Source organism: Leucobacter allii, assembly GCF_022919155.1.
GTDB classification, from domain to species: Bacteria; Actinomycetota; Actinomycetes; order Actinomycetales; family Microbacteriaceae; genus Leucobacter; species Leucobacter allii.
This window is the reverse complement of sequence record NZ_CP095045.1, coordinates 1,118,992-1,145,976: the sequence shown is the minus strand read 5'-3', so window position 1 is coordinate 1,145,976 and position 26,985 is coordinate 1,118,992. Positions and strand designations below refer to the sequence as shown.

28 protein-coding genes are annotated in these 26,985 nt (G+C 74.2%); 9 read left to right on the top strand and 19 right to left on the bottom strand.

Annotation, left to right across the window (positions count from 1 at the left end; translation table 11 throughout):
* Positions 1-26: 26 nt before the first annotated feature.
* From pheT to MUN78_RS05305, 4 genes are read right to left on the bottom strand one after another with little or no spacing between them, the layout of a single operon-like run.
* Entirely contained in the window at positions 27-2,636 is a 2,610-nt protein-coding gene (gene pheT / locus MUN78_RS05320; protein WP_244729300.1) for a phenylalanine--tRNA ligase subunit beta, read from the bottom strand.
* A complete protein-coding gene (pheS, locus tag MUN78_RS05315; RefSeq protein WP_244730012.1) occupies positions 2,636-3,667 on the bottom strand; it encodes a phenylalanine--tRNA ligase subunit alpha in 1,032 nt (343 codons plus the stop codon). Before pheS ends, pheT begins: the two co-directional genes overlap by 1 nt.
* Before the next feature lie 53 nt (positions 3,668-3,720).
* Positions 3,721-5,874 (bottom strand): 5-oxoprolinase subunit B/C family protein, encoded by a 2,154-nt coding sequence (locus MUN78_RS05310; protein WP_244729298.1) that lies wholly within the window; start codon positions 5,872-5,874, stop codon positions 3,721-3,723.
* Complete coding sequence (locus tag MUN78_RS05305; protein WP_244729296.1) at positions 5,813-6,574, bottom strand: LamB/YcsF family protein; 762 nt, start codon at positions 6,572-6,574, stop codon at positions 5,813-5,815. Before MUN78_RS05305 ends, MUN78_RS05310 begins: the two co-directional genes overlap by 62 nt.
* A 70-nt stretch (positions 6,575-6,644) precedes the next feature.
* On the opposite strand from MUN78_RS05305, the gene MUN78_RS05300 reads away from it, so the two are divergent.
* The 4 genes from MUN78_RS05300 to MUN78_RS05285 all read left to right on the top strand — a co-directional run bounded on the left by MUN78_RS05300 (position 6,645) and on the right by MUN78_RS05285 (position 9,945).
* Entirely contained in the window at positions 6,645-7,274 is a 630-nt protein-coding gene (locus tag MUN78_RS05300) for a hypothetical protein (RefSeq protein WP_244729295.1), read from the top strand.
* A gap of 151 nt (positions 7,275-7,425) precedes the next feature.
* Complete coding sequence (locus MUN78_RS05295) at positions 7,426-8,160, top strand: copper resistance CopC family protein (RefSeq protein ID WP_244693491.1); 735 nt, start codon at positions 7,426-7,428, stop codon at positions 8,158-8,160.
* Positions 8,160-8,714 (top strand): copper chaperone PCu(A)C, encoded by a 555-nt coding sequence (locus tag MUN78_RS05290; protein WP_244729293.1) that lies wholly within the window; start codon positions 8,160-8,162, stop codon positions 8,712-8,714. The genes MUN78_RS05295 and MUN78_RS05290 overlap by 1 nt, the downstream gene beginning before the upstream one ends.
* Positions 8,695-9,945: a Dyp-type peroxidase gene (locus tag MUN78_RS05285; protein ID WP_244729291.1), complete on the top strand. Its 1,251-nt coding sequence runs from the start codon at positions 8,695-8,697 to the stop codon at positions 9,943-9,945. Before MUN78_RS05290 ends, MUN78_RS05285 begins: the two co-directional genes overlap by 20 nt.
* A 10-nt stretch (positions 9,946-9,955) precedes the next feature.
* Here MUN78_RS05285 and MUN78_RS05280 read toward each other — a convergent pair whose 3' ends face one another.
* The 4 genes from MUN78_RS05280 to infC all read right to left on the bottom strand — a co-directional run bounded on the left by MUN78_RS05280 (position 9,956) and on the right by infC (position 12,205).
* A complete protein-coding gene (locus MUN78_RS05280; protein WP_244729289.1) occupies positions 9,956-10,765 on the bottom strand; it encodes a TrmH family RNA methyltransferase in 810 nt (269 codons plus the stop codon).
* A gap of 103 nt (positions 10,766-10,868) precedes the next feature.
* Positions 10,869-11,252 (bottom strand): 50S ribosomal protein L20, encoded by a 384-nt coding sequence (gene rplT, locus MUN78_RS05275; RefSeq protein WP_244693487.1) that lies wholly within the window; start codon positions 11,250-11,252, stop codon positions 10,869-10,871.
* A gap of 53 nt (positions 11,253-11,305) precedes the next feature.
* Entirely contained in the window at positions 11,306-11,500 is a 195-nt protein-coding gene (gene rpmI, locus MUN78_RS05270; RefSeq protein ID WP_010156662.1) for a 50S ribosomal protein L35, read from the bottom strand.
* Positions 11,501-11,578: 78 nt separating this feature from the next.
* Positions 11,579-12,205 carry a translation initiation factor IF-3 gene (gene infC / locus MUN78_RS05265; protein ID WP_244693486.1) on the bottom strand — a complete coding sequence of 209 codons (627 nt, stop codon included), beginning with the start codon at positions 12,203-12,205 and terminating at the stop codon, positions 11,579-11,581.
* A 214-nt stretch (positions 12,206-12,419) separates the two neighbouring features.
* Here infC and MUN78_RS05260 point away from each other — a divergent pair, with 214 nt between their 5' ends.
* From MUN78_RS05260 to MUN78_RS05250, 3 genes are read left to right on the top strand one after another with little or no spacing between them, the layout of a single operon-like run.
* Positions 12,420-12,809, top strand: a complete 390-nt coding sequence (locus MUN78_RS05260; RefSeq protein WP_244693485.1) for a DUF1844 domain-containing protein — start codon at positions 12,420-12,422, stop codon at positions 12,807-12,809.
* An 8-nt stretch (positions 12,810-12,817) separates the two neighbouring features.
* Positions 12,818-13,642, top strand: coding sequence for an AzlC family ABC transporter permease (locus MUN78_RS05255; RefSeq protein WP_244729287.1), 825 nt, complete (start codon positions 12,818-12,820; stop codon positions 13,640-13,642).
* Positions 13,639-13,983 (top strand): branched-chain amino acid transporter permease, encoded by a 345-nt coding sequence (locus MUN78_RS05250; RefSeq protein ID WP_244729285.1) that lies wholly within the window; start codon positions 13,639-13,641, stop codon positions 13,981-13,983. The genes MUN78_RS05255 and MUN78_RS05250 overlap by 4 nt, the downstream gene beginning before the upstream one ends.
* A 90-nt stretch (positions 13,984-14,073) precedes the next feature.
* On the opposite strand, the gene MUN78_RS05245 is transcribed toward MUN78_RS05250, so the two are convergent.
* The 6 genes from MUN78_RS05245 to MUN78_RS05220 all read right to left on the bottom strand — a co-directional run bounded on the left by MUN78_RS05245 (position 14,074) and on the right by MUN78_RS05220 (position 18,694).
* On the bottom strand, positions 14,074-14,970 hold the full coding sequence (locus tag MUN78_RS05245) for an SseB family protein (protein WP_244729283.1): 897 nt from the start codon (positions 14,968-14,970) through the stop codon (positions 14,074-14,076).
* Positions 14,971-14,975: 5 nt separating this feature from the next.
* Positions 14,976-15,728, bottom strand: coding sequence for a bifunctional 1-(5-phosphoribosyl)-5-((5-phosphoribosylamino)methylideneamino)imidazole-4-carboxamide isomerase/phosphoribosylanthranilate isomerase PriA (priA, locus tag MUN78_RS05240; protein ID WP_244729281.1), 753 nt, complete (start codon positions 15,726-15,728; stop codon positions 14,976-14,978).
* A 41-nt stretch (positions 15,729-15,769) separates the two neighbouring features.
* On the bottom strand, positions 15,770-16,402 hold the full coding sequence (gene hisH / locus MUN78_RS05235; protein WP_244729279.1) for an imidazole glycerol phosphate synthase subunit HisH: 633 nt from the start codon (positions 16,400-16,402) through the stop codon (positions 15,770-15,772).
* Positions 16,399-17,007, bottom strand: a complete 609-nt coding sequence (gene hisB / locus MUN78_RS05230; RefSeq protein WP_244729277.1) for an imidazoleglycerol-phosphate dehydratase HisB — start codon at positions 17,005-17,007, stop codon at positions 16,399-16,401. The genes hisH and hisB overlap by 4 nt, the downstream gene beginning before the upstream one ends.
* Positions 17,008-17,054: 47 nt before the next feature.
* A complete protein-coding gene (locus MUN78_RS05225) occupies positions 17,055-18,137 on the bottom strand; it encodes a histidinol-phosphate transaminase (RefSeq protein ID WP_244729275.1) in 1,083 nt (360 codons plus the stop codon).
* Between the two features lie 158 nt (positions 18,138-18,295).
* Positions 18,296-18,694, bottom strand: coding sequence for a LysM peptidoglycan-binding domain-containing protein (locus MUN78_RS05220; RefSeq protein ID WP_244693477.1), 399 nt, complete (start codon positions 18,692-18,694; stop codon positions 18,296-18,298).
* Between the two features lie 255 nt (positions 18,695-18,949).
* On the opposite strand from MUN78_RS05220, the gene lexA reads away from it, so the two are divergent.
* Positions 18,950-19,615, top strand: a complete 666-nt coding sequence (gene lexA / locus MUN78_RS05215) for a transcriptional repressor LexA (protein ID WP_244693476.1) — start codon at positions 18,950-18,952, stop codon at positions 19,613-19,615.
* A 187-nt stretch (positions 19,616-19,802) separates the two neighbouring features.
* On the opposite strand, the gene MUN78_RS05210 is transcribed toward lexA, so the two are convergent.
* The 5 genes from MUN78_RS05210 to MUN78_RS05190 form a co-directional block, all read right to left on the bottom strand.
* On the bottom strand, positions 19,803-20,768 hold the full coding sequence (locus tag MUN78_RS05210) for a methylenetetrahydrofolate reductase (RefSeq protein WP_244729273.1): 966 nt from the start codon (positions 20,766-20,768) through the stop codon (positions 19,803-19,805).
* Positions 20,765-22,048: a uroporphyrinogen decarboxylase/cobalamine-independent methonine synthase family protein gene (locus MUN78_RS05205; RefSeq protein ID WP_244729271.1), complete on the bottom strand. Its 1,284-nt coding sequence runs from the start codon at positions 22,046-22,048 to the stop codon at positions 20,765-20,767. The genes MUN78_RS05210 and MUN78_RS05205 overlap by 4 nt, the downstream gene beginning before the upstream one ends.
* On the bottom strand, positions 22,045-24,393 hold the full coding sequence (metE, locus tag MUN78_RS05200; RefSeq protein ID WP_244729269.1) for a 5-methyltetrahydropteroyltriglutamate--homocysteine S-methyltransferase: 2,349 nt from the start codon (positions 24,391-24,393) through the stop codon (positions 22,045-22,047). The genes MUN78_RS05205 and metE overlap by 4 nt, the downstream gene beginning before the upstream one ends.
* A 168-nt stretch (positions 24,394-24,561) precedes the next feature.
* Positions 24,562-26,058, bottom strand: coding sequence for a GTPase HflX (gene hflX / locus MUN78_RS05195; RefSeq protein WP_244729267.1), 1,497 nt, complete (start codon positions 26,056-26,058; stop codon positions 24,562-24,564).
* Entirely contained in the window at positions 26,025-26,174 is a 150-nt protein-coding gene (locus tag MUN78_RS05190; RefSeq protein ID WP_244729265.1) for a hypothetical protein, read from the bottom strand. The genes hflX and MUN78_RS05190 overlap by 34 nt, the downstream gene beginning before the upstream one ends.
* A 78-nt stretch (positions 26,175-26,252) precedes the next feature.
* Between MUN78_RS05190 and MUN78_RS05185 the strand changes: the two genes are divergently transcribed.
* Positions 26,253-26,876: a class I SAM-dependent methyltransferase gene (locus tag MUN78_RS05185; protein ID WP_244729263.1), complete on the top strand. Its 624-nt coding sequence runs from the start codon at positions 26,253-26,255 to the stop codon at positions 26,874-26,876.
* The last annotated feature ends 109 nt before the right edge of the window (positions 26,877-26,985 follow it).

The following is a 26,985-nucleotide window of genomic DNA, read 5'->3' as shown; positions in this document are numbered from 1 at the left end:
CGATGCTCCTCACGACGTCCGCCGCCTCAATCCCGAAGTTTCGCGCCGAAGGCGAGCTCGGCGGCGGCGACGCCCGCGAGCTTCGCCGCGCTCGCCTCCTCCGCCTTGAGCGTCCGGTCGCCGGCGCGGAAGCGCAGCGCGAAGGTGAGCGCCTTCGCGCCCGCCTCGAGCCCCGAGCCGCGGTAGTCGTCGACGATCGCGGCGTTCTCGAGGAGCTCACCGGCCCCGGCGACGACGACGGCCAGCAGATCCCCCGCGGGCACCTCCTCGGCCACCACGAGGGTGAGGTCCTGCGTGGCGGCGGGATAGCTCGACAGCGGCGCCGTCTCGGGCTCGCGCGGCGCCAGCTCGACGAGCCGGTCGAGCTCGAGCTCGAAGGCCGCGACGCGGCCGGGCAGGTGGTGCTCGGACACCAGCTCGGGCAGCAGCTCGCCGGCGACGCCGACGACCACGAGACCGCCCGCGTCGCCATCGGCGTCGCTACCGTCGAGCGGCACGCGCACGCTGAGCTCGGCGGTGCGGCCCGGGTGGAAGGCGCGGTGCGCGCCCTGAGCGACGACGAGCTCGGCCCCGACGGCCGCCGCGACCGTCCGCGCGGCGTCGATGGCGTCGGCCCAGTCGAGGAGTCGCGGCGCCGCCCCCGGCTGCTTCGCGACCGCTTCGCCGAGGAGGAGGCCGGCGGCGCGGCGCGGCTGCTCGGGGATCGAGGCGTCCAGCTCCGCGAGACGCTCGTCGGCGGGCCGCTCGGCCAGCGGCGGCACCTCCGCGGTGCCGAGCGGCGCCCCGGAGGACGTCCCGGGCGCGAACACGGCGCCGAACTCCACGAGCGCGAGATCGGTGAGCCCGCGCGAGACGTTGCGCTGCGCCGCGGTCACGAGGCCGGGCAGCAGCGAGCGCCGCAGGAAGGGCGACTGCGCGTCGAGCGGATTCGCGAGGCGGATCGCGGCCGTCGACCCCGGGTTTCCGGCCTCCGCGGAATTCTCCGGGCCCGCGCCGAAAGCGTCGAGCTGGGCGCGCGCCACGAACGGGTAGCTCTGCACCTCGTCGAGCCCGGCGGCGGTCGCGATGTTCGCGGCGCGGCGGCGCAGGCGCTGCTCACGGGTGAGTCCGCGGCCCGCGGGGGCGACGGGGAGCACCGACGGGATGCGGTCGTAGCCGACGATGCGCGCGACCTCCTCGACGAGGTCGGCCGCGCGGCCGAGGTCGGAGCGCCAGCTCGGCGGGGTGACGCCGAGGTCCGCATCGCCGTCCGCGCCGAGCGCCACGTCGCAGCCGATCATCTCGAGGGCGCCGGTGATCTCCGCGTCCGTGTAGTCCGTGCCCAGGAGGCCGTTCACGCGGGACTTCCGCAGCCGGATGGGTGCCGGGGCGAACTCGGGCACGATCGCGCCGCCGAGCGGGTCGGCCGTGCCGCCCGCGAGCTCCACGAGCAGGGCCACCATCCGCTCGGCCGCTGCGGGCGCCACGAGCGGATCGACGCCGCGCTCAAAGCGCTTCGCGGCCTCGCTCGGCAGTTTGTGCCGGCGCGCGCTGCGCGCGATGGAGACGGGGTCGAAGGTCGCCGCCTCGACGAGCACATCGGTGGTGGATGCATCCGCTTTCGTCGACTCGCCGCCCATGACGCCGGCGAGCCCGATGGCGCCCGATGCGTCGGCGATCACGAGATCCTCGACGTGGAGCGCGCGCTCCTGGCCGTCGAGGGTGACGAGGGTCTCCCCCGGCTCCGCGCGGCGCACCGTGATGCCTCCGGAGAGCTTCGCGAGGTCGTAGGCGTGCAGCGGCTGCCCGAGCTCCAGCATGACGTAGTTCGAGATGTCCACCTCGAGCGACAGCGAGCGGATCCCCGCGAGCTGCAGCCGCGCGACCATCCACGCCGGCGTCGGCCGGCTCTGGTCGATGCCGCGCACCACGCGCGTCACGAATCCGGTCGCGCCGGCGCGCCCGCGGATCGGCGCCGCGTCGGCGAGGGTCACGGGGAAGCCCGATGCCGTCGCGGGCGTCACGGCCAGCGCGGGATCGCGGTACGCCGCCCCCGTCGCGTGCCCGTACTCCCTGGCCACGCCGCGCACCGAGAAGGCGTAGCCGCGGTCGGGGGTGACGTTGATCTCGACGGCGGTGTCGTCGAGCCCGAGGAGCGCCTTCGCATCGCGGCCCGGCTCGAGGGACGCGGGATCGAAGCCCCAGCGCTCGAGCACGATGATCCCGTCGTGATCCTCGCCGAGCGACAGCTCGCGCGCCGAGGCGATCATCCCGTCGGAGACGTGCCCGTAGGTCTTGCGCGCGGCGATCTCGAAGCCGCCGGGGAGCACGGCCCCGGGAAGGGTTACCACGACCTTGTCGCCGGCCTCGAAGTTGTGCGCGCCGCACACGATCCCGCGGACGTCCTCGCCGCCATCGGCGGCCCGCGCCCCCTCGGGCGCGACGCGCACCCGGCACCAGTTGACGGTCTTGCCGTTCGAGTGCTCCTCGGGCTCGCGGGAGAGCACCTCGCCCACCACGACGGGTCCGGTCACCTCGAAGCGCCGGATCGACTCCTCCTCGAAGCCGACGCGCACGAGGTCGGCGTGCACCCGCTCCGGGGTGGCGCCCTCGGGCAGGGTGACGTACTCGCCGAGCCAGCTGAGTGGAACGCGCATTAGACCAGTCCTCCGAACTGACGGTTGAAACGGACATCGCCCTCGACCATGTCCCGCATGTCGTTGAGGTCGTGGCGGAACTGCAGCGTCCGCTCCACGCCCATGCCGAAGGCGAAGCCCTGGTACTCGTCGGGGTCGATGCCGGCAGCGAGGAGCACGTTCGGGTCGACCATGCCGCAGCCGCCCCACTCGACCCAGCGCGCGCCGCCCTTCGCGTTCGGCTGCCACACGTCCATCTCCGCGGACGGCTCGGTGAAGGGGAAGAAGTTGGGGCGCAGGCGGATCTCGGCCGCCTCGCCGAACATCTGCCGCGCGAAGTGCTCGAGGGTGCCGCGCAGGTGCGCCATGGTGAGCCCGCGGTCGATCGCGATGCCCTCGATCTGGTGGAACACCGGGGTGTGCGTCGCGTCGAGCTCGTCGGTGCGGTAGACCCGGCCGGGCGCCACGACGTAGACGGGCAGCTCGCGACCGAGCAGCGAGCGCACCTGGACGGGCGAGGTGTGGGTGCGCAGCAGCAGGTGCCGATCCGCCGGTTCGACGAAGAAGGTGTCCTGCATGGCGCGCGCGGGGTGGTCGGGATCGAAGCCGAGCGCATCGAAGTTGAACCACTCGTGCTCGAGCTCCGGCCCCTCCGCGATCTCCCAGCCCATGCCGATGAAGATGTCGCCGATCTCCTCCTGGAGTTGCGCGAGCGGGTGGCGGCTGCCGGCGCGGCGGCGCACCGGCGCCGCGGTCACGTCGACCGTCTCGGCGAGGAGGCGCGCGGCCGCCTCCCGTGCGGCGAGCTCCGTCTCGCGCCCCTGGTAGGCGCCCTCGATCCGCCCGCGGGCCTGGCCCATGAGCTTGCCCGTCTGCGCCTTCTCCTCCTTCGGGACCTGACGCATGAGCGCGTTGAGCCCCGCGATCGCCGAGCCCTCTCCCGAGTGCGCGGTGCGGGCCGCCTTCAGCTCGGCGACGGTGCCGGCCGCGGCGAATGCGGCGAGCGCCGCGTCGACGGCCGCGTCGGCCGCTTCCTGGGTGATCGGATTCATGTCTGCCACGAGGATCCATCCTACCGGGCTCGGGCCGCGGGCCCGGCGCGGGCTCAGCCGTCGTGGGGCGCGGAACGGCGGGCGTCCGCTGCCCCGGCGGGGCCGGCGGCTTCGCCCGGGATCCCGGCTGCGCCGAGGATCCGCGCCAGCACCGCCCGCACCGCCGACCCGTCCCCCGCGCGGAGGGCCGCGTCCACGGCGGCGGCGAGCGCCCACGGCACGGCGACGGAGACGCGGCGCCCGTCGACCTCGAGCGCGAAGCGCACGGGCTCCGGCGGCCCCGGCGCGCCCGGCGCGTCGGGATCGACCGGCGTGAACCGTACGGCGTCGCCCGGGCACAGCTGCGCGGCGAGGTCGAGATCGGCGTCGAGCACGGTGCCGATCACGGGATAGCCGCCCGTGACCGGGTGATCGGCGAGGAAGAGCACGGGACGCCCGTCGGGCGGCACCTGCACCGACCCGGCGACCATGCCCTCGCTCGCGAGCTCGGCGCCGGCGGCCGCCGCCGTCCGCGCGAGCGCGGGTCCCGCGAGGCGGATGCCGACCCGGTCCGCCCGCGGCGTGACCCGCCAGGCGGTGCGCGCGAAGGCGCGCCGCGATGCGACGGCGAACCAGTCGTCACGGGGGCCGGGGACGTAGCGCAGCACCACGAGCGCACCGGCGCGGACGCCGGGATCCGGGCTCGCGGCCTCCCGCGGCCCGGTCGTGGCTTCCGGATCGCCGGCGTCTGGCGCGGTCGCGGCCTCGGGATCGCCGGCGCCCGGCCCGGCCGCGGCGTCCGTCCCGGCCGCGGTGTCGGGCCCGGCCGCGGTGTCTGGCCCGGCCGCGGAGTCGGACCCGGCCGGCGCAGACCCGGAGCCGCCGTCGAGCCGGAGCGCGTCGCCGGCGCGCAGCGGTGCGGGACCGAGGCCGGCGAGCGTGTCGCGCGCGCGGCTGCCAAGCACCGTCTCCCCCGCGAGCCCGCCGCCGAAGGCCAGCACGCGCCGCAGACCGTTCGCGAGCGGCCCGAGCCGCAGCACGTCCCCGGCCGCCAGGGCGATCGGTCTCCCCGGCCCGACAGCCGCCGCTTCGACGGAGCCTGGCGCCTCCCCGGGCGCGGAGGCCCGCCGACGGACGACGCCGACCGCGCCGGGCGCCCCGTCGACCGCGACGACGATCGGCCGTTCGGCGCGCAGGGCGAAGTCTCCGCCGAGGATCTCGAGGGCCGCGGCCCCCGAGGGGTTTCCGACGGCGGCGTTCGCGCGGATCAGCGCGCCGCGGTCCAGGGCGCCGGAGACGGTGACGCCGACGTCCGCGCGCCCCGGGCGGCCGAGATCCTGCACGAGCGCGAGCATGCCGGGGTCGAGCACGGTCGCCGCCGGGGCCGTCGACGCGGACGGTGCCGTCGGCGCGACCGCCGCCGTCGCGGCGCCCGGGGCGCGCATCGCCGTCGCGGGCCCCGCCACCGCGAGCGCCTCGCGCACGGCTCGGAAGCGCACGGCGTCCCCGGGGGCGACGCGCGCCGCCGGGTTCCGCTGCGCATCCCACATCCGCTCCGCGGTCGTGCCGATGAGGCGCCACCCTCCGGGGGAGGGCGCCGGGTACACCGAGCTGAAGCCGCCCGCGAGCGCGACCGCGCCCGCGGGCACCCGGGTGCGCGGAGCGTCGAGGCGCGGGACCGAGAGGCGGGGATCGCCGCCGGCGAGGTAGACGAATCCCGGGGCGAACCCGCCGAAGGCCGCCTGCCACGACGTCCCGGTGTGCGCCGCGATGACACCGTCCACGCCGAGGCCCGTGAGCGCCGCGACCTCGGCGAGGTCGTCGCCGGCGTACACGACGTCGATGTCGATCGTGCGCCGATCCCCGGCCCCGGTGGCGGAGCCCGCGATCGGCGCTTCATCGGCGGCGTCACGGGCCGCCCCGGAGGGCTCCGCCGCAGCGAGGGCGTTCAGGGCGCGCGCCGCGCCCCTGGCCGACTCCCGATCGGCGCAGCGCACGAGCACGGTCAGCGCCGCGGGCACCGTGTCGACCACGCCGGGGAGCGCGAGCGCGCGGAACGCCTCCGCCACGCGCAGCACGGCCCCGAGATCGCCGAGCTCGACGACGCAGGCGAGGTCGCCCGCGGCGCGCACCCGACGGGTCCCGTCCTCGTCCCGGCGCTCGCGCTCAGGCCGCGACGAAGCTCCGGATCGCGACCCCGGCGTCCTCGAGGGCTGCGCGGATCTCACGCGCCAACTGTACCGCCGACGGCGCGTCGCCGTGCAGGCAGATGGTCTCGGGGGTGAGCTCGATCTCGCCCCCGTCGACCGTCGTCGCGCATCCCTCGGCGACCAGTCGCACCGCCTGCGCGACGGCCGCCTCCGGCGCGAGAACGGCCCCGGGCTCGCCCCGCGGCACGAGACTGCCGTCGGCGCGGTAGGCGCGATCGGCGAATGCCTCGGGAACGACCCGCAGGCCCGCCTCGCGGGCGAGGCGTTCGATCGCCGACCCCGGAAGGACGACCAGGGGAAGCCCGGGGTCGACGTCGCGCAGCGCCGCGACGACGGCCCTCGCCTGCACCGGGTCGTGCGCGATCCGGGTGTAGAGGGCGCCGTGGGGCTTCACGTAGCGCACCGATGTGCCCGCGCTGCGCGCGAGCGCCTGCACCGCGCCGATCTGGGCGACGATCTCGGCGGCGAGCACCTCGGGGTCGTAGGCGATGAACCGTCGGCCGAAGCCCGCCAGATCGCGGTAACCGGGGTGGGCTCCGACGGCGACGCCCAGTCGCGCCGCCGCGCGGCACGTCTCCCGGATGCCCGGCGGGTCGCCCGCGTGGAAGCCGCAGGCGACATTCGCGCTCGAGATCGACGCGAGCACCGCGGCGTCGTCGCCGAAGGTCCAGCTGCCGAAGGATTCGCCGAGGTCGGCGTTCAGATCGATGCTCGTCACCGCTGCGTCCTCTCCACCCGGGCGGAGCCGTCCCCGCCCGCTCCGATCATCCCACGGGTATCATGGGGGCATGCAGGGTCCGACCGGAGCGAGGCGCGCACGCGCGTCGGCGCGCATGGGGCGCGGAGTCCGCGCGGCCCGCGGCGCCTCCGGCGCGCTCGTCGCCACGCTGCTCGCCGCCGCCTCCCATGGCCTCGCCGGCGGCGCGATCACCTGGCTCGCCGTCGCCGCGACGGCGCTGCTCGCGCTACCGCTGTGCACCGCGCTCGCCGGCCGCGTCGGCTCGCTGTGGCGGCTCGTCGTCGGCGTCGGCGCCGCCCAGTTCGTCTACCACTGGTCCTTCGCGGGACTCGGCACCGGCACGGCCGCGGGCGGCGCGGCTGAGGCGCTCCCCGCGCACGCCGCGCACCTCGCCGCGCTGCAGCGCTTCACCCCCGCGGCCGTCCCGGCGGACGGGGCCATGTGGCTCGGCCACGCCCTCGCCGCGGCGCTGACCGTCGCCCTGCTGCACCGCGGCGAGCAGGCCGTCCTCTCGCTCGCGCGTCTCGTGCTGCGAGCACTGCCCCGCTCGTTCCCCAGGCTCGCGCCGCGGCACTCGAGCGCCGCGGCGGCCGTGCCGCCGGCCCCCGAGCACGCCGAGCTGCGCGAGCGATGGCTCGGCGTCTCCCTGACGCACCGGGGTCCGCCGCTGCCGGCCTGATCCCCAACTCATCATCGTTTTCCGCGCCGCGACGCGCGCCGGGCCCGCGGGCTGCGGCGACGCGTCGTCCGCGCACGCTGCGGCGCGGCCGAATGCCCCGCAGCGCGCCGGCGCACCACCCCGGATCACCGGAGAAACCCGAAAGACGCACATGTCACGTACCACCATGTCCCCCGTCCGCCCCGCCGCCGTGCGGCGCAGCTCCTCGCGAGCGCTGCGCCTCGCCGCCGCCGGCCTCCTCGCCGGAGCCGCGTCGCTCGGCGTCGCCGCCCCCGCGTTCGCGCACGACCAGCTCGTCGACACCACCGCGCTCACCGCGGAGGACGGCGCGCTCACCGGCGTGCAGCTCACCTTCAGCAACAGCATCATCGAGGTCGGCACGGAGATCGCCGTCACCGACGCGAGCGGAGCCGACGTGACCGACGGCGCCCCCGAGGTCTCCGGGCCCGACGTCGTCCAGCCCGTGCTGGCGGAACTCCCCGACGGCAGCTACGACGTCGCCTGGCGCGTCGTGTCGAGCGACGGGCACCCGATCGACGGCGCCTTCGCCGTCGAGATCGCGGGCGGCTCCCCCGAGCTGCAGGAGGCCGACGCGGACGATCACGAGCACGCGGAGGAGGCCGCCGGCGCGGAGCACGAGCACGCCGACGACGAGCACGCCGACGACGCCGCTGCCGGAGCGGACGCCGAGCATGCCGGCACCGCCTCCGGGACCTCGACCGGGCTCGCGATCGCGATCGGCGCGGGCGGCGTGATCGTCGTCGCCGCCGCGGTGGCCGCGATCATGGTCGGTCAGCGCCGCCGCGCCGCCGGGATGGGCGGGGACGCCGACGGCGGGTCGCGCGCCGACGGACGCTCGTCCTCCGACGACGAGGGACGCGCCTGATGCGCGCCGTCGCCGCGCTCGCGGCCCCGGCACTGGCCATCGCGCTCCTTGCGGGCTGCGCGAGCCCGTCCGACGCTCCCGCGGGCGCCGCCGCGTCCGCCGAGACGAGCGGCTCGGCCGCCGCCGCCACCACCGCCGAGGGCGTCGCTCTCTCCGGCGGCTGGGCGAAGGCCGGCGAGGGCATGACGGGGGTGTTCGGCACGCTCGAGAACACGGGCGAGGCGCCGGTCGTCCTCGAGCGCGTCGAGAGCCCGGCCGCGGGCATGATCGAACTCCACGAGACCGTCACCTCCGGCAGCTCGTCGACCATGCGCGAGGTCGACGGCGGCTTCGAGATCCCCGCCGGCGGCTCCGTCGAGCTGGCCCCTGGCGGTGACCACATCATGTTCATGGACATGCCGAAGGCCCTCCTCGCGGGCGACGAGGTGCCCCTGACGCTCGTCTTCGATGACGGCTCCACGCTCGAGGTCTCCGTGCTGGCGAAGGACTACGCCGGCGCCGAGGAGAACTACGAGAGCGGCGCCCCCGGCGACGATGCGCACGCCGGGCACTGATCGGATCGACGCACCGCGCTTCGGCCGCCGCGCCCTCCTCACCGGGGGCGCGGCGGGCGCCGGCCTCGGCGCCGCGCTCGGCGCCGGAGCGGTGCTCGGGATCCCCGCGCTCACGGGAACGGAGGACGCCCCCGATCCCGCCGCCGCGGGTTTCGGCGGCGAGACGCTGCCGTGCCACGGCGCGCACCAGGCCGGAGTGGCCACGGCGCCGACCGCGCACGCGCGCTACCTCGCCTTCGCTCTGCGGCCCGAGACCGACCGAGCCGCGCTCGCCCGCATGTTCCGCATCCTGAGCGACGACATCGAGGGGCTCGCCTCCGGCGAGGCTCCGCTCGCCGATCCCGAGCCCGAGCTCGCCGCGAGGCCGGCACGGCTCACGATCACCGTCGGCGTGGGGCCCGGGCTCGTGGACCGCGTCGATCCCGCGCGACGGCCGGCGTGGCTCGCGCCGCTCCCGTCCTTCGCGCGCGACGCGCTCGACGGGCGCCACGACGGCGGCGATCTGCTCTGCCTCGTGCAGGCAGACGATCCGCTCGCGATCGCCCATGCCGCCCGCATGCTCGCGCGGGACCTGCGCTCCTTCGCCGAGCCGCTGTGGACGCAGCAGGGGTTCCGCCGGGCGCGCGGCGCGGAGCCGGCCGGGACTACGATGCGCAATCTCATGGGGCAGGTCGACGGCACCGTGAACCCGTCGCCCGAGGACCCCGACTTCGCGGACCTCGTGTGGTGCGACGGCCGAGCCTCCGCGAGCGACGCCGCCGACGTGTCCTGGCTCGCGGGGGGCACGGCGCTCGTGCTGCGGCGGATCCGGATGGAACTGGACACGTGGGATCGCGTGGACCGCCCCGGCCGGGAGCAGACGATCGGGCGCACGCTCGCGGACGGGGCACCGCTCACCGGTGGCACCGAGCGCAGCGCGGCGGACTTCGACGCGCGCACCCCGCACGGTCTGCCCGTCATCCCCGGCTACGCGCACATCCGCCGCGCGCACTCGGAGGACCCCGCCGAGCGGATCTTCCGGCGGAGCGCGAACTACGACGCGGACGGCGAAGCCGGGCTCGTCTTCGCCTGCTTCCAGCGCGACCCGCTCCGGCAGTTCGTGCCCATCCAGCGCAGGCTCGACGAACTCGATCTGCTCAACGAATGGGTGACGCACACGGGTTCCGCGGTCTTCGCGGTGCTGCCGGGCTTCGCGCCGGGCGGCGTGCTCGGCGCGGCGCTGCTCGCCTGAGCCGGCGCGACTACCCGCGCTGCGCGAAGGCCGTCTCGTAGAGCAGCACGCTCGCCGCGGTCGCGAGGTTCAGGGACTCCGCCGCACCGTAGATCGGCAGTCGCACCGAGCGGTCGGCCAGCGCGCGGTCGGACTCCGTGAGCCCTCGCGCCTCGTTGCCGAACACCCAGGCCACGGGACCGCCGAGAGCGCCGGCGTTCCGCGCGGCGAGCAGGTCCTCGCCGCGGACATCCGCGGCGAGGACCGCGAGCCCGGCGTCGCGGGCCGCGCCCGCGGCCTCGGCGAGGCTCGAGGCCACGGCGACGGGGAGGTGGAAGAGCGACCCCGTGGTGGAGCGGACGACCTTCGGGTGGAACGGGTCGATGCTCTCCCCCGCGAATACGACGAGATCGGCACCGGCGGCGTCCGCCGCGCGGAGGACGGCGCCCGCGTTGCCGGGATCCCGCACCTCGTACATGATCGCGATGAGCCGGGCGCCCGCGCTGGCCGCGGCGAGGGGCGTCTCCCAGCTGCGCGCCACGGCGACGACGCCCTGCGGGTGGACGGTCTCGGCGATCGCCGCGAGCACCTGGGGGGTGACGCGCTCGAGCGCAGCGCCGCCGTCGGACGCGAGCCGATCGATCTCGTGCTGCCAGGGCTCCGTGCCCATCGTCGCGAACACGGTCTCGACGAGCTCGGGACGGTACGCGAGGAGCTCGCGCACGGCCTGCGGCCCCTCCACGAGGAACCGGCCCTGCTGCCGGCGATCCTTCTTCCGGACGAGCGCCGCGGCCCGTCGCACGCGCGCCGACTGGGGGTTCTCGAGGATCGCTTCGTTCATCCGCACCAGCCTATCGCGCGAGGCCGCGTCCGGGCGTCGCCGGAACGCGCAGGAGCCCCGCCACCGGAACGGCGGCGGGGCTCCTGCAGAGCGTCGGAGTCGCTTACGCGGCCTTCGGCGCCGAGGTGTCCTCGGGAAGTGCGTTCTTCGCGACCTCGACGAGGGCGGCGAAGGCGGCGGGCTCGTTCGTGGCGAGCTCGGAGAGCATGCGGCGGTCCACCTCGACGCCCGCCAGGGCGAGGCCCTGGATGAAGCGGTTGTAGGTGAGGCCGTTCGCGCGGGCGCCGGCGTTGATCCGCTGGATCCACAGGCGACGGAAGTCGCCCTTCTTCTTGCGGCGGTCGTTGTACGCGTAGACGAGGGAGTGGGTGACCTGCTCCTTGGCCTTGCGGTACAGGCGCGAACGCTGCCCGCGGTACCCCTCGGCGCGCTCGAGGATGACGCGACGCTTCTTGTGGGCGTTGACGGCCCGCTTGACTCTTGCCATTTCAGTTCTTCCTTACGAAATTCTCAGATGAAAGCTGTGCGCTCGCGTCGGGCTCAGTGGCCGAGGAGCTTCATCGCCTGCTTGGCGTCGCCCTTGGCGAGCACCTGCTCGGCGTTCAGGCGGCGCTTGCGCTTCGAGGCCTTCACCTCGAGGTTGTGGCGCATGCCGGCCTGCTGCTTCATCAGCTTGCCGGAGCCGGTGAGCTTGAAGCGCTTCTTGGCCCCCGAGTGGGTCTTCTGCTTGGGCATCGATCTCTCCTTGTTCAGTGCGCGCCCCGGAGGGCTGCGTGGTGCGCGGGGCAGCTGCGCGAGGCAGTGCGCCGCAGATTATTCGCCGTCGGCGGCGGGCGATGCCGCCTTGTCCGCGCGGCGAGTGGCCTTCTCCTCGGCACGGCGGGCGTTCTGCTCCGCCTTCGCCTCGGACTTGTTCTTGAGCGGGGCGATGACCATGACCATGTTGCGGCCGTCGATCCGCGGGTTCGACTCGACGGTGCCGAACTCCGCGATGTCCTCCGCGAACTGCTGCAGCAGCCGCACGCCCATCTCGGGACGCGACTGCTCGCGACCGCGGAACAGGATCATCGCCTTGACCTTGTCGCCCTGCGACAGGAAGCCGACGGCGCGCTTGGTCTTGGTCTCGTAGTCGTGCTTGTCGATCTTCAGACGGAAGCGAACCTCCTTGAGGATCGTGTTCGCCTGGTTGCGGCGGGCTTCCTTCTGCTTCTGGGCGGCCTCGTACTTGTACTTGCCGAAGTCCATGATCTTCGCCACGGGCGGCTTCGAGTTCGGGGCAACCTCAACGAGATCGAGATCGGCGTCCGCCGCCAGGCGCAGCGCGGTCTCGATCGGCACGACACCGACCTGCTCGCCACTGGGTCCGACCAGTCGCACCTCGGGGACGCGGATTCTGTCATTCGTACGGGGATCGCTGATCGCCGGCTCCTCTGATCTCATGGGTCGGTCCTCCCGCTCGGGGAGCCACGGACGGAGATCAGGGCCGCGCATGCGCCGCCCGCACCCTTCAGCTGCCGTGTGAACGACGGGGTGCCAACTACCCGGTAACCTGGATTCGGTGCCGGGTGGGAGAATCTCCGCTTCCGTATCCCGGCAAGTCGCCGAGAACCACAGGCAATCCTAGCACACGACCGCAGCGAACAGTCAGGACCCCATGAGCGAGCAGACCGCAGACCAGCACGAGACGCGCGCGGAGGATGCCGCGCAGGCACCCGACGACGTGGCGCAGGCGACCCGCGACATCGCGGACGTCGCCGCCGTCGAGGTCATCACGACCGCGGCCGTGCACCTGCTCAGCGCGGCGGCCGTCAAGGTGGGGCTCGCCGACGACCCGGAGTCCCAGACCGACCTCGACGAGGCCCGCAAGCTCATCAACGCGCTCGCCGGCCTCATCACGGCCGGCGCGCCCGAGGTGAGCGACATGCACGCGCGCAGCCTCCGCGACGGACTGCGCTCGGTGCAGCTCGCCTTCCGCGAGGCCTCGACGATCCCGGATCCGATCGGTCAGGGCCCCGGCGAGAAGTACACGGGGCCCGTGAACTGAGCCCGCTCGTGCCGCGCTCCCGGCGGGCGGGCATCGCGCGCGGCGTCGCCGACTCGCTCGGCGTCGGGATCGGCATCTTTCCGCTCGGCGTCGCGCTCGGCGTGCTCGTGGTGCAGGCCGGGCTCCCCGGATGGGTCGCGCCGGCGCTGTCGATCGGCATCTTCGCCGGGTCCGTCGAGCTCCTCCTCGTGAGCCTGCTCGCGGCGACCACCCCGATCCTCACCATCGCGGTGACGGTCCTCGCGATGAACTTCCGCCACGTGTTCTACGCGCTGTCGTTCCCCCTCGACCGGGTCTCCCCGGGGATCCCCCGCGCCTATTCGGTCTACGCGCTCATCGACGAGGCATACGCGACGTACGTGCTGCTGCCCGCCGGACAGCTGAGCTCGGCCCGCATCGTCGCGGGACAGCTGCTCATGCAGGCCTACTGGGTGGCTGGAGGCCTCCTCGGCGTGGCGCTCGCCGGGATCCTCCCGGCTCGTCTCGAGGGCCTCGAGTTCGCGCTCGTCGCGCTCTTCGTCGTCATGACGCTGGACGCGGCGCGCAGCCGGAACGAGGTCCCGTCGCTCCTGCTCGCGGGCCTGTCGGTCGGCGTCGCGCTCCTCGCGTTCCCCGGCCAGGCGCTGCCGGCGGCGCTCATCGTGTACACCGCGCTGCTCGCGCTGCGCTTCGTCCTCGCGCGCGGGAGCGACGACGGGCCGGACGGCGACGTGTCGCGCGATGGACCGAGCGGCGGGTCGCGCGACGGCGGATCGGGCGGGGCGGCCGGCAGCGCGACGGACGGTGCGCGGCGGGGCGATCCGGGATCCGCGGCGAGCGGGGCGGACGCATGAGCGTCGCCCTCGCCGCGCCGTCGACCGGGTACGTCATCGCCGCCATCGCCGTCGCGGGCCTCATCACCCTCGCGCTGCGGGCGCTGCCCTTCGCCGCGCTGAAGCCGCTGCGGAAGTCGCGGTTCGTGCAGTCCCTGGGGCGGTGGATGCCGGCCGGGATCCTGCTCATCCTGGCCGTGGTCGTGCTCGGCGGCGAGCTCGCCGGCCGCCCGGAGCGGGTCTGGCCCGTCGTGATCGCGACGGGCGTCACGGTCGCCGTGCACCTCCTCGCCCGACGACGCGCGCTCCTGAGCATCGCGGCGGGCACCGCCTGCTACGTGCTCCTGCTCGCCGTGTGGTGAGCCCCGGCGCCGGGGTCGGCGCTCGGCGCGGTGTCGGCGCCCGGCGCCAGGATCAGCGCCCGGCGCCACGGTGGGCGCTCGGCGCCGGGATCAGCGTTCGGCGACGGGGCGCACGCGCATCGAGTCGACCCGGTCGGCGATGACGGCCGAGCCGGCCCAGCGCTCCTGGAGCCGGCCGAGGAGCGCGCGCAACCCGTCGGGGTCGAGCCCCGGGACGACCCTCAGCCGCACGTCGACGTCCGGGAGGCGGAGGCGCGACTCGGGGTCCGCGGGGGCGAGCCACACGGCGGACACCTCACGCTCATCGGCCGCGGAGGCGTCGAACGCGTCCTCGACCTCGGGATCGGCCCAGGCGGGGAGGTACCGCTCCCCCAGCGCGAGCGCGCGCAGGGCCGGGCGACGGATGCCGAACTCCCGCTCGGCGTCGGCGGCGTCGAGCATGAGCAGGTCGGTCCGCTCCTGGGCCGCCGCGACGGCGGCCTGGACCCCCGGCACCGGGATCGGCCTCGCTTCGGCGTGCCAATTGCCGAGCGCCGCGGTCGAGCTGAAGACGGGCAGCACGCGACGGCCGTCGGGGGCGGCGACCGTCACGATCGACAGCTCCTGGGACTTCTCCACGGTGCGTCCGTCCGGCGTCGTCCCGAGTGCTCCGGCGTCCGCGAGCATGGGCACGAGCACCCGCTCCCTGCCGAGGGCGGCGATCACGGCGGCATGGGCCCCCGCGAGCCGTACGACGGCATCCCAGTAGTCGCCGGCGGTCCGGGCCCCCGCGGTCAGCGCCGCGGCCGCGCGCACCTCGGCGACGGCATCGACGACCGCGGCGGGGCCGGAGCCGTCGTCGCCGGCGAAGGCGGTGCCGTGATGGTCGAAGGTCCGTCCTTCCCAGGGGAAGCCCGCCGAGTCCGCGGCTCCCCCGGGGACGAGGCTCTCCGGGACGCCGGTGGCGCGCGGCGCGTCGCCGGTCGAGGGGAGCTTCTTGATGGCCACGGGGCCTACGCGTCCCCTCCGGCGACGTCGAGCGCGGCGGGCAGCGTGAATGCGCCGTCGTACAGCGCCTTGCCGACGATGGCCCCCTCGACGCCCAGCGGGACGATCCGGCGGAGCGCTGCGAGGTCGTCGAGGCTCGACACGCCGCCTGAGGCGATCACGGGACGGTCGGTGCGCGCGCACACCCGGGTGAGCAGGTCGATGTTCGGGCCGCGGAGCGTGCCGTCCTTCGTCACGTCGGTGACGACGTAGCGCGGGCAGTGCGCGTCCTCGAGGCGCTCGAGCACCTCCCAGAGGTTGCCGCCCTCCTCGGTCCAGCCGCGGGCCGCGAGGGTCTCTCCGCGCACGTCGAGGCCGACCGCGATCTGGTCGCCGAAGCGCGCGATGACGGAGCGCGTCCATTCGGGGTTCTCGAGGGCCGCCGTGCCGAGGTTGACGCGCCGGGCGCCCATCTCGAGCGCCGCCTCGAGGCTCGCGTCGTCCCGGATGCCGCCGGAGAACTCGATGTTCACCCCGCCGGCGCGCTTGATGATCTTGCGCGCGACCGCGACGTTGCTGCCGCGCCCGAAGGCGGCGTCGAGGTCCACGAGGTGGATCCACTCGGCGCCCTGCTCGATCCAGTCGAGCGCGGCGTCGACGGGGCTGCCGTAGTTCGTCTCCGTGCCGGCCTCGCCCTGGGTGAGGCGGACCGCCCGCCCGTCGACCATGTCGATCGCGGGGAGCAGCTGGAGTTTCGGGCCCTGTGCGAGCTCGCTCATGGGATGGGGTCTCCTTGTTCGGATGCGGGAGGGAGCGCGGCCTAGAGCGCGGCGATCCAGTTGCGCAGCAGCTGGATGCCGGCCTCGCCGGACTTCTCGGGATGGAACTGGGTGGCGCTGAGCGGGCCGTTCTCGACGGCCGCGATGAAACGCTCGCCGTGCTCGGCCCAGGTGACGATGGGGCGGGTCGCCTCGGTGCGGCCCTCGATGCTCCACTCGGTCGCCGCGTTGCTGTGGACGAAGTAGAAGCGCTCCTCCGCGATTCCCGAGAAGAGCGTCGAGTTCGCGGGAGCCTCGACCGTGTTCCACCCCATGTGGGGCAGCACCGGGGCGCGGAGCTCGCGCACGGTGCCCGGCCACTGGCCGAGCCCCTCCGTCTCGACACCGCGTTCGATGCCGCGGGAGAACATCACCTGCTCCCCGACGCAGATGCCGAGCACGGGACGCCCGCCGGCGAGACGGCGGTCGATGAGCTCGTCGCCGCGCACGGCGCGCAGCTGCGTCACGACCGCGTCGAACGCACCGACGCCGGGCACGAGGAGCCCGTCCGCGGCGAGCACGGCCGCCGGATCGCGGGTGAGCTCGACATCGGCCCCGGCGCGGGCGAGCGCCTTCACCGCCGAGTGCACGTTGCCGGACCCGTAGTCCAGCACCGCGACGCGCTTCACCGTCACAGAGCGCCCTTCGTCGACGGGATCCCCGCGACGGCGGGGTCGAGCGCCTTGGCCTCGCGGAACGCGCGGGCGAAGGCCTTGAACTCCGCCTCGGCGATGTGATGGGGGTCGCGGCCTTCGACGAGCCGCAGGTGCACGGTGAGCCGCGCGTTGAGGGTGAGCGCCTCGAAGAAGTGACGCACCATGGACCCGGTGAAGTGGCCGCCGATGAGGTGGAACTCGTAGCCCGCCGGCTCGCCGGAGTGCACGAGGTAGGGGCGGCCCGAGATGTCGATGACGGCCTGTGCGAGCGCCTCGTCCAGGGGCACGAGCGCGTCGCCGTAGCGGGAGATCCCGGCCTTGTCGCCGAGCGCCGCGAGGATGGCCTGGCCGAGGAGAATGCCCGTGTCTTCCACGGTGTGGTGCACGTCGATGTGCACGTCCCCGCTCGCCCGCACCGTCAGGTCGGTGAGGGAGTGCCGTGCGAACGCGGTGAGCATGTGATCGAAGAAGGGCACGCCCGTCTCGACGTCGGATTCCCCCGAGCCGTCGAGGTCGAGGCTGAGGCTGATCTGCGATTCGCTCGTGGCGCGCTCGAGCGCTGCGGTGCGTGGGTCGGCGGTCATGCGGCCAGTCTATCCGGGAGGAGCGCAGGCGCGGGCCCGCAGCGCGCTCAGGCGCCGCCCGGCCCGAGGGCCGCGATCGCCTCGATCACGGCGCTGGTCTCGGCTTCGGTGCCGGCTGTGATGCGCACGTGGCCCGGGATCCCGAGATCGCGGATCAGGATGCCCTGCGACCGGAGCGCCGCGAAGGTCGCCGAGGGATCCCGGAATCCGCCGACGAGCAGGAAGTTCGCCCCGGAGGGATGCACGGTGTAGCCGAGCTCGGTGAGGGCCGTATCGAGGCGATCTCGCTGGGCGCGGATGTCCGCGACGGTCGCGAGCATGGCGTCCGCGTGCCGGATCGCGGCGGTGGCGGCGGCCTGGGTGAGCGCGGAGAGGTGGTACGGCAGGCGGACGAGCCGCAGCGCATCGATGACGGCGGGATCCGCGGCCAAGTAGCCGAGACGCACGCCGGCGAAGGCGAACGCCTTGCTCATGGTGCGCGAGACGAGCAGCCGGTGCCGCCCGGGGAGCAGGGACACGGCGCTCTCGCGCTCCGCGTCGAACTCCTGATAGGCCTCGTCGACGATGAGGATGCCGTCGAAGGCGTCGTAGGCGGCGAGGATCACGTCCCGCTCGAGCGGGGTGCCCGTCGGGTTGTTCGGCCCGCAGAGGATGACGATGTCGGGCCGATGCTCGCGGAGCGCGGCGGCGACGCCCTCCGCGGTGAGCGCGTAGTCCGCGGGTCGCGGGACGGGGATCCAGCCCGTGTCCGTCCCCGAAGCCAGGAGCGGGTACATGGAGTAGGTGGGCGTGAAGCTCAGCAGCGTGCGGCCGGGCCCCCCGAAGGCCTGCAGGATCTGCTGCAGCACCTCGTTCGAGCCGTTTGCCGCCCACAGCCCATCGGCGTCCAGCCCGTGGCCGAGGTACCCGGCGAGCGCCGTCCGCAGCTCACCGAACTCCCGATCCGGGTAGCGGTTCACGCCGCGAACGGCCTCGGCGAGCGAGGCGGTGATATCCGCGAGCACCTCCTCCGGGATCGGATGGGTGTTCTCGTTCACGTTGAGACTCACCGGCACCGGGTCCTGCGGGGCGCCGTAGGGCTCCTTGCCGACGAGGGATGCGCGCAGTGGGAGGTCGCTCAGGCTGGTCACCGCCCCAGTCTACGCGGGCCGGACGCGCGAACACGCGGGCCGTCCGCGCCGGGATGCCGACTCCGGGCGGCGCGCGACGCGCGCACCGAGTCGGTGCGCGCGACCCGTCGGCGTGACCATCGAAACGGTGCGACCGTCGAGACGGAGCGAGCGTCGGCTCAGAGGCCGAGCTCCTCCGCGGAGACCGCGACGGGGCTCTCGGCGTAGCGCAGGGGCACCGCGAGCGGCTGTCCCGCATCGACGCCGGAGCCGTCGAGCTGGTTCAGCCGCACGATCTCCGCGACGACGTCGCGCGGATCCGCCGCGGGATCGAGCGCGGTCGCGAGCTCCCAGAGCGAGGAGCCGGACTGCACGACGACGTAGGGGAAGGACTCGCCGGACGCCGCATCGGAGGCGACCGCCTGCGGTGCGCTGAACGTCGCCAGCAGCGCGAGCACTCCCGCGACCGCGATCGTCGCGAGCCCGCCGAGCACGACGCGACCGCGACGGGTGAGCCGGAGCCTCACGGCCCCGACGGCTCCACGCAGATCCTGCTCCGGCATCGCCTGTGCACTCATGAGGGGCTCCTTCCGATCCGACGACGGCGACGCGGCCGCCGTGCGAACATCTGTTTCGAATATATCTTCGATCCTCGATCCCTGCAAGCCGCAATCGAAGATGTGTTCCGATTTTTTCCGCGACACTCGAACATCTGTTTGCCGGTCTTCGAACGCTGCGGCTAGGGTTTCGAACGACGGGATCATTTGAACAGGGACCACCGACATTCACCGTGTCGGACCCGCCGCAGCCCGCAGGGGCAGGAAAGGACAGCGATGAGCACCGGAGCCGCGCCCCGCCCCCCGAAGCCCCTGAGCGAGAAGCAGCAGGCCATCCTCGAGTGCATCGCCCGCTCCGTGGAGTCGCGCGGCTACCCGCCGAGCATGCGCGAGATCGGCGACGCGGTCGGCCTCTCGTCCCTCTCGAGCGTCACGCACCAGCTCAGCAGGCTCGAGCTCGGCGGCTACATCCGGCGCGATCCCAACCGCCCCCGGGCGCTCGAGATCCTCGTCGAGCTCGCCGGCACGTCCGGGGCGGTCGCCGACGCGCCCCAGCAGCAGCCCGAGGAGGCGGCCTACGTGCCGCTCGTCGGCCAGATCGCCGCCGGTGTGCCGATCACGGCGGAGCAGCAGGTCGAGGAGCTCGTGCCGCTCCCCCGGAGCCTCGTCGGCGACGGGCAGCTCTTCATGCTCAAGGTCGTCGGCGACTCGATGGTCGATGCGGCGATCTGCGACGGCGACTTCGTCGTGGTGCGCCAGCAGCGCGACGCGGAGAACGGCGACATCGTGGCGGCCATGCTCGACGGCGAGGCGACGGTGAAGGTGTTCCGACGCCGTGACGGCCACACCTGGCTCCTCCCCCGGAACTCCGCGTTCGAGCCGATCCTCGGCGACCACGCGGAGGTGCTCGGTCGCGTCGTGGCGGTGTTCCGCTCAGTCTGACTCGCACTCGCCGAGCGGTCGACGCCGACCGCGATCCCGACCGTGACCGCGATCCCGACCGCGATCGCGGTCGCGGTCGCGGTCGCGAGACCCTACGGGAGCGCCGACACCCTATGAAAGCACCGAGACCCTACGAAATTCGCGCTTCCTTACATAGGGTCTCGCGAGCTACATGGGGTCTCGCGAGCTACACAGGGTCTCGCGAGTTCCCTGGGGGCGTGCGAGCCCGATCCGCCGCGAACGAGGCCCGGAGCACCGGGTCCGGGGCGAGCAGATGCAGCTCGCGCAGCACCGCGAGCACCTGCTCATGGCGGTTGAAGGTGTACAGGTGGATCGACGGCGCCCCGCCCGCGATCAGCTCGCGGGCCAGTCCGATCGTGTGCTCGACCCCGAGCTCCGGCGCGTACCCGCCGGCAGCGTCGAGCGCGCGCACGAGCCCCTCGGGCGCCGGACGCCCCGCGAGGGAGGCGACCTTCCGCAGCTGCGCGCTCGTGGAGACGGGCATGAGCCCCGGGAGCACCGGGATGCGCAGGCCGCGCTCGCGCGCCTCGGCGACGAAGCCGAGGTACTCCTCGGCGCGGAAGAAGAGCTGCGTGATCGCGAACCGCGCCCCCGCCTCCTGCTTCGCGACGAGCCAGTCCAGATCCTCGGAGCGCGAGCGCGAGAGCGGATGGCCGTTCGGGTAGGCAGCGACCGCCGTCCGGCCGACGCTCGTGAGGGCGGGCCGATCCGCGCGGGCCTCGGCGACGAGCTCGACGAGCTCCCGCGAGCTCAGGGATCCGGCAACGGCGGCGTCGGCCTCGCCGCTGCCGCGCGGCGGATCGCCGCGGAGCGCCAGGAAGTCGTGGATGCCGGCGTCGAGGATCCCGTGGATCGCGCGCCGTACGGCCTCCCGCGTCTCGCCCACCGTCGTGAGATGGGCGAGCGGAAGTGCGCTCGTGCGGTCGCGGAGGTAGCGCAGCAGGTCGAGCGAGGCGTCCCGATTCGAGCCGTTCGCGCCGTAGGTGACCGAGATGAAGTCGGGTCCGGCCGCCGAGAGGTGCTGCACGGCGTGGCCGAGCGCGAGCGCCGCAGCTCCGCTGCGCGCCGGGAAGACCTCGAAGGAGAACCGGGTACGGGTCGGCGCGCTGCCCGTGAGCAGCAGGGCGCTCATCCCGCACTCCCCGCGCCGGGAGCTGCGGACGCCGACGGGACCGCGTGCCCCGGCAGCACCGCGGACGCCGGAGGCACCGCGGACGCCGACGGCACCGCAGACACCGCGAGCACCGGGGACGCCGCGCCCGCGAGCTCGGCCGTCGCGAGCGCAGTGCCCCGCACGCGCGCCGCGATCTTCGCGAAGGCGACGTCCCGCGCGAAGTCGGGCGAGCCGTGCCGCGGCTTCTCGTCGACGAGGTACGGCGAGAAGCCGCAGTCGTCCGTCGATCCGAGCCGCTCGGGATCGATGAACCGCGCCGCCCGCACGAGCTGGTCGCGGATGTCCTCGGCGGTCTCGAGCTTCGGGCTCGTCGGATCGGTGACCCCGAGGAGCACGCGCGGTCCGCGCCCGCTCCCGGCGCCGGAGCGCAACTGCCTGCCGATGAGCCGCGCCACCCGGTCGGGCTCGGCCTCCCCCGCCGCCTGCACGAGGAAGTACCCCGCCTCGATCTGGAAGAGCTCGGGGAGCAGCTCCGCATAGTCGACCTCGGCGCTGTGCGCCGAGTCCTGGTCGTTCCCCGGGCAGGTGTGCACGCCGACGGCGGCGCGATGCTCGGGCGGCAGGAGGTCCAGCACGCGATTGATGAGCCCGATGAAGCCTCCGAGCGCTTCCGGCCCGGCCCACGGCGCGCGGATGTCGCGCCGCAGGGCGAGGCGACCCTCCGTGAAGTCGATGCTCACGCGGGAGGCTCCCGCGGCGAAGCACCGGCGGATGTCCTCGGCGCAGCCGGCGACGATGTCGTCGAGGATGTCCTCGCGGGCGTGGGCGCCGATCCCGCCCTCCGGCACCATGAGCGAGAGCATCGACGGCGAGACCACCGCCTGCTTGAGCGGGTGCGCGGTGATCGTCCGCGCCCGCGCGACGTCGTCCGCCGCCCAGGCGCGGAACGCGAAGGGGGCGCGGGCGAGGCTCGGCACGACCCGGTGGTGCCCGTCGGCGAAGACGGCGAACACCGGGCCTTCGGTGACCTCCGCGGGGTCCGGCGCGGGGCCCAGGGGGTAGCTCGCGAAGCTCTGCCTGCGCTGCTCGCCGTCGCTCAGGATCGGCGAGCCCGTCTCCGCCATCCGCGCGAGAGTGTCCCGCACGGCCCGCTCCTGCTCGGTCGCGAGCTCCGCGGGGTCCGCGAGCCCGGCCTCCGCGTCGAGCACGGCGCGTTGCAGCCGCGCCGGGCGGGGCAGCGAGCCGACGGGCTCCGTGGCGAGCGCGCCCGTCGGCCACGCCCCGGCCCCGCCGTTCATGCGGTGCCGGCGCCGGCCGGCGCCGCATCGGCCCGCACGAGTCGCGCCGCCCGCACGAGGTTCGTGAGGCTCGCGACCGCCTCCTCGTATCCCCGCGTCTTCAGCCCGCAGTCGGGGTTCACCCAGAGCTGTTCGCCCGGGATCCGCCGCCCGGCGATCCGGATGAGCTCCGCCTGTTCCTCGGCGCTCGGCACGCGCGGCGAGTGGATGTCGTAGACGCCCGGGCCGATGCCGCGGGAGTAGCCGTGGTCGCCGAGCGGCGCCACCACGTCCATGCGGCTGCGGGCCGCCTCGATGCTGGTCACGTCGGCATCGAGGCCGTCGACGGCGCCGATGATCTCCCCGAACTCCGAGTAGCACAGGTGCGTGTGAATCTGGATCCCGGGCCCGGCGCCGCTCGTGGCGAGCCGGAAGGCGCCGACCGACCAGTCGAGGTAGGCGCGCTGCCGCTCGGCGTCGAGGGGCAGCAGCTCGCGCAGCGCGGGCTCGTCGACCTGGACGATGCGGATGCCCGCGGCGACGAGATCGTCGATCTCGTCGCGCAGGGCGAGGGCCACCTGATCGGCGGTGTCGGCGAGCGGCTGATCGTCGCGCACGAACGACCAGGCCAGGATCGTCACGGGGCCGGTGAGCATCCCCTTCACGGGACGCTCCGTGAGCGACTGCGCGTAGCCGCTCCAGGAGACGGTGATGGGCGCGGGGCGCGACACGTCTCCCCAGAGGATGGACGGCCGGGTCGCGCGCGTGCCGTAGGACTGCACCCAGCCGTGCTCGGTGACGGCGAAGCCGTCCAGATGCTCGGCGAAGTACTGCACCATGTCGTTGCGCTCGGCCTCGCCGTGCACGAGGACGTCGAGGCCGATCTCCTCCTGCAGCCGGATCACGCGCTCGATCTCCGCGCGCAGGAAGCCGTCGTAGGCCTCCCGGTCGATCTCGCCGCGGCCGAAGCCGGCGCGGGCGCGGCGGATCTCCGCGGTCTGCGGGAAGGATCCGATGGTGGTGGTCGCGAGCTCGGGGATCCCGAGCGCGCGCTGCGCATCCCGGCGCTCCGCCTCCTCGCCGCGGCGCCGATCGGCCTCGCCGACGGCCGCAGCGCGATCCCGGATCGCGCCGACGTGCACGCCGGGCGCGGAAGCACGGTCGGCGAGGGCGGCGTCGGTCTCGGCGAGCTCTGCGGCGATGGCCGCCGAGCCGTCCGCGAGCCCTCGGGCGAGCGTCGCCGTCTGCGCGACCTTCTGGTCGGCGAAGGCGAGCCAGCTGCGCAGCCGCGCATCGAGCCGCGTCTCCTCCGCGACGTCGTGGGGCACGTGCTGCAGGCTGCTGGCGGTGCCCACGACGGTGGCGATGCCCGCATCGCGGAGACGGCCGAGGCGCTCGAGCGCGGCGCGCAGGTCGGTGCGCCAGACGTTGCGCCCGTCCACGACCCCGGCGACGAGCTGCGTGCCGGTGAAGGCCTGCGCCAGCGAGCCGTCGGCGAGCGCCGCCTCGGGGAGGCCGCCGCGGACGAGGTCGGCCTGCACGGCCTCGACGGGCAGCGCGCCGAGACGGGGCAGGGCGGCCGCGGAGTCCCCGTAGGGCGCCGCCAGCAGGATCGCGGGGCGTGTGGCGCCGCCGCCGAGCCGGCGGTACGCGCGCTCGACGAGCGCGAGCGTCTCCTCGCGGGAGAGCAGCAGGGAGTCGGAGACGAGGGCCGGCTCGTCGAGCTGCACCCATTCGGCGCCGGCCGCCGCGAGCGACGCGAGCAGCTCGGCGTAGACCGCGACGACCTCATCGAGGCGATCGATGGGCGTGAAGCGCCGTCCCGCGTCGTCCGAGGGCTTCGCGAGGAGCAGGTAGGTGACGGGCCCCACCAGCACCGGGCGGGAGGAGACGCCCTGCCCCCGGGCCTCGACGAGCTGCGCGACCAGCTGCGCCGGGTCGGCGGCGAACGGCGTGCGCTCGTCGATCTCGGGGACGCTGTAGTGGTAGTTCGTGTCGAACCACTTCGTCATCTCGAGCGGCTGGTGCCGCTCGTCACCGCGGGCCAGCGCGAAGTAGCTCGCGAGGTCGCCCGCCCCCGCGATGTCGGCGAAGCGCGCCGGGATCGCGCCGAGCGCGAGGGTCGCGTCGAGCACCTGGTCGTAGAAGCTGAAGCTCTCGGGGATGGCGCCGCCGGCGGCGGGGAGCCCGAGCGCGACGAGCCGCTCGCGGGTTGCGGCGCGCAGCTCCCGGGCCGTCGCGCGCAGTTCGGTCTCGTCGATGCGGCCCGCCCAGAAGGATTCGACCGCGCGCTTGAGCTCGCGGCGGCGGCCGATCCTCGGGTAGCCGAGGATCGTGGCGGTGGGCAGGGGGGTCGTCGCGGTCATGGTCATCCTTTGCGGTCGGAACTCAAGGTTCGAGGCCGGCTGCCTCTCCCCGTGGAACCCCATCAAGGTATGCCGATGGCGCGCGTCCGCCCTAGCCCTGTTGCCGACTATGACCGGAGTGCGGCTCCGCTTATCCCTGTCATCACGCGGAATCCCTCGGCGCTTCCCCTATGCCGAGAGGTAGCCCTCGAGCTTCGCGAACATCTCGCCCGTGACGTACGCGCGCACCCGTGTGCCGGCCTCGACGTACTCGGTCTCGAGCACCCGGTTGCGCTCGTGCAGCTCGGCGACCAGCTCACCGCGATCGTAGGGGATCACCGCGGTCACCTCCCGATCAGGGATCGGCAGGGCCGCGTCGATCCGCGCCCGCAGCTCCTCGATCCCCTCGCCCGTGCGGGCGGAGACGAAGACCGCGTCCGGCACGAGGCCGTGCAGCACGAGCCGCTGCGAATCGTCGAGGAGATCCGCCTTGTTGAACGCGACGAGCTCGGGGATGGCCTGCGCGTCGACCTCGGCGATGACGTCGCGGACGGTGCGCAGCTGCGACTCGGGATCGGGGTGCGAGCCGTCGACCACGTGCAGGATCACATCCGCCTCGCCCACCTCCTCGAACGTCGAGCGGAACGCCTCGACGAGCTGGTGCGGGAGGTTGCGGACGAAGCCGACCGTGTCGGCGTAGGTGAAACTGCGCCCGTCGGCCGTCTCGGCATGCCGCACCGCCGTGTCGAGCGTCGCGAAGAGCTGGTTCTGCACGAGCTCCTGAGTGCCGGTGAGCCGGTTGACGAGGCTCGACTTCCCCGCGTTGGTGTACCCCGCGATCGCGACCGACGGCACCTCGCCTCGCTTGCGGCTCGAACGCTTCGCCTCACGGGCCGGTGCGAAGCCGGCGATCTGCTTGCGCAGCTTCGCCATCCGGGTGTGGATCTTGCGCCGATCCAGCTCCATCTTCGTCTCGCCGGGGCCGCGGGAGCCCATGCCGGCGCCGCCGGAGCCGACCTGGCCGCCCGCCTGGCGCGACATCGACTCGCCCCAGCCGCGCAGGCGCGGCAGCAGGTACTCGAGCTGCGCGAGCTCCACCTGCGCCTTGCCCTCGCGGCTCTTCGCGTGCTGGCTGAAGATGTCGAGGATCACGGCGGTGCGGTCGATCACCTTGACCTTCACGACGTCCTCGAGCGCGCGGCGCTGGCTCGGGGCCAGCTCGGTGTCGGCGACGACCGTGTCCGCGCCGACGGCGGCGACAAGCTCCTGCAGCTCCCTGGCCTTGCCCTTGCCGAGATAGGTGCTCGGGTCAGGGTTCGCCCGGCGCTGCAGCAGTCCGTCGAGCACGCGCGCGCCCGCGGTCTCGGCCAGGGCGGCGAGCTCGCGGAGCGAGTTCTCGGCGTCCTCGAGGCCGCGCTGACCGGAGCCGGAGTAGACGCCGATGAGCACGACGTTCTCGAGGCGCAGCTGGCGGTACTCGACCTCCGTGACATCCTCGAGCTCGGTCGAGAGTCCGACGACGCGCTTCAGCGACGCGCGATCCTCGCGCTCCATGCGGATCGCGTCGAGGTCGTCGGCGAGTCGGTCGTCGGAGGCGTCGCCGAGGGCCTGCGCGCCGCCCGTGAGGTCGTGCACGCGACCCGCGTCGCGGATCACGGTGGCGCCTCCGGCGGCGCGCGCCAGCACCCGGTCGAGCGGGTCCGCCGCGGCCCCCGTGTCGTCTCCTCGGGCGCCGCGGTCTCGTCCTCGAGCTCCGGGGTCTCCCGCTGGTCCACTTCTTCTTCTGAGAAACGTTTCGTCATCTGGCCTCCAGTGTACGTCGGCGGCGGTCCGGGCGCGTCCCCGTTCGCCCACGGCGCAGGCGCTGGGATACTGGAGGGGTGAATCAGCACTACTTCTCGGCGTCGCCCGCGGGCGCGCTGGAGCCCCGCGAGATCAAGGCGGTGCTGGCGGGCGCCGCCCGCACCGTCCTGACGGCCGGAGGGGTGTTCAGCCCCGAGCAGCTGGACCGCGGCACCGGGATCCTGCTCCGCGAGCTCGCCGCCGATCCCGCGCTCGGCGACGATGCCGCCGGCCCGCTGCTCGACATCGGCTGCGGTTGGGGGCCGATCGCGCTGGATGCGGCGCTGCGCGATCCCGAGCGCGAGATCTGGGCGATCGACGTCAACGAGCGCTCCCGCGAACTGACCCGGCGCAACGCCGCAGGGCTCGGCCTCGAGCGGGTGCGCGTCGCCGCCCCCGAGGACGTTCCGGCGGAGCTCGGCTTCGCCGAGATCCGCTCGAACCCGCCCATCCGGGTGGGCAAGGAGGCGCTGCACGGCATCCTGCGGCAGTGGCTCCCCCGGCTGAGCGCCGGCTCCGAACCCGGCGTCGCGCACTTCGTCGTCGCCAAGCACCTCGGCGCCGATTCGCTCCAGCGCTGGATCGCGACGGAGTTCCCCACGCTGGAGGTCTCCCGCATCGCCCGCGACAAGGGCTTTCACGTCATCCGCGCGCAGGCGTAGCCGCGCGATTCACTCGAACCGGGGTCGTTCGGCCGGAACACCCCCTCGCGCGTCATTTCCACGGTCGCGCAGGCCCAGTGCCCGGCGCTCAGCCCGGAGCTCAGCCCGG

Excerpts from the sequence above, each read along its gene's own strand:
- MUN78_RS05205 (WP_244729271.1), bottom strand. The coding sequence starts at position 22,048 with ATGAACGGCGGGGCCGGGGCGTGGCCGACGGGCGCGCTCGCCACGGAG.
- MUN78_RS05295 (WP_244693491.1), top strand. The coding sequence starts at position 7,426 with ATGTCACGTACCACCATGTCCCCCGTCCGCCCCGCCGCCGTGCGGCGC.
- infC (WP_244693486.1), bottom strand. The coding sequence starts at position 12,205 with ATGAGATCAGAGGAGCCGGCGATCAGCGATCCCCGTACGAATGACAGA.
- MUN78_RS05220 (WP_244693477.1), bottom strand. The coding sequence starts at position 18,694 with ATGAGTGCACAGGCGATGCCGGAGCAGGATCTGCGTGGAGCCGTCGGG.
- MUN78_RS05250 (WP_244729285.1), top strand. The coding sequence starts at position 13,639 with ATGAGCGTCGCCCTCGCCGCGCCGTCGACCGGGTACGTCATCGCCGCC.
- pheT (WP_244729300.1), bottom strand. The coding sequence starts at position 2,636 with ATGCGCGTTCCACTCAGCTGGCTCGGCGAGTACGTCACCCTGCCCGAG.
- pheS (WP_244730012.1), bottom strand. The coding sequence starts at position 3,667 with ATGAATCCGATCACCCAGGAAGCGGCCGACGCGGCCGTCGACGCGGCG.
- MUN78_RS05300 (WP_244729295.1), top strand. The coding sequence starts at position 6,645 with ATGCAGGGTCCGACCGGAGCGAGGCGCGCACGCGCGTCGGCGCGCATG.
- MUN78_RS05290 (WP_244729293.1), top strand. The coding sequence starts at position 8,160 with ATGCGCGCCGTCGCCGCGCTCGCGGCCCCGGCACTGGCCATCGCGCTC.
- priA (WP_244729281.1), bottom strand. The coding sequence starts at position 15,728 with ATGAGCGAGCTCGCACAGGGCCCGAAACTCCAGCTGCTCCCCGCGATC.
- rplT (WP_244693487.1), bottom strand. The coding sequence starts at position 11,252 with ATGGCAAGAGTCAAGCGGGCCGTCAACGCCCACAAGAAGCGTCGCGTC.
- MUN78_RS05280 (WP_244729289.1), bottom strand. The coding sequence starts at position 10,765 with ATGAACGAAGCGATCCTCGAGAACCCCCAGTCGGCGCGCGTGCGACGG.
- MUN78_RS05260 (WP_244693485.1), top strand. The coding sequence starts at position 12,420 with ATGAGCGAGCAGACCGCAGACCAGCACGAGACGCGCGCGGAGGATGCC.
- MUN78_RS05190 (WP_244729265.1), bottom strand. The coding sequence starts at position 26,174 with ATGACGAAACGTTTCTCAGAAGAAGAAGTGGACCAGCGGGAGACCCCG.
- MUN78_RS05285 (WP_244729291.1), top strand. The coding sequence starts at position 8,695 with ATGCGCACGCCGGGCACTGATCGGATCGACGCACCGCGCTTCGGCCGC.
- lexA (WP_244693476.1), top strand. The coding sequence starts at position 18,950 with ATGAGCACCGGAGCCGCGCCCCGCCCCCCGAAGCCCCTGAGCGAGAAG.
- MUN78_RS05210 (WP_244729273.1), bottom strand. The coding sequence starts at position 20,768 with ATGAGCGCCCTGCTGCTCACGGGCAGCGCGCCGACCCGTACCCGGTTC.
- hisB (WP_244729277.1), bottom strand. The coding sequence starts at position 17,007 with ATGACCGCCGACCCACGCACCGCAGCGCTCGAGCGCGCCACGAGCGAA.
- metE (WP_244729269.1), bottom strand. The coding sequence starts at position 24,393 with ATGACCGCGACGACCCCCCTGCCCACCGCCACGATCCTCGGCTACCCG.
- rpmI (WP_010156662.1), bottom strand. The coding sequence starts at position 11,500 with ATGCCCAAGCAGAAGACCCACTCGGGGGCCAAGAAGCGCTTCAAGCTC.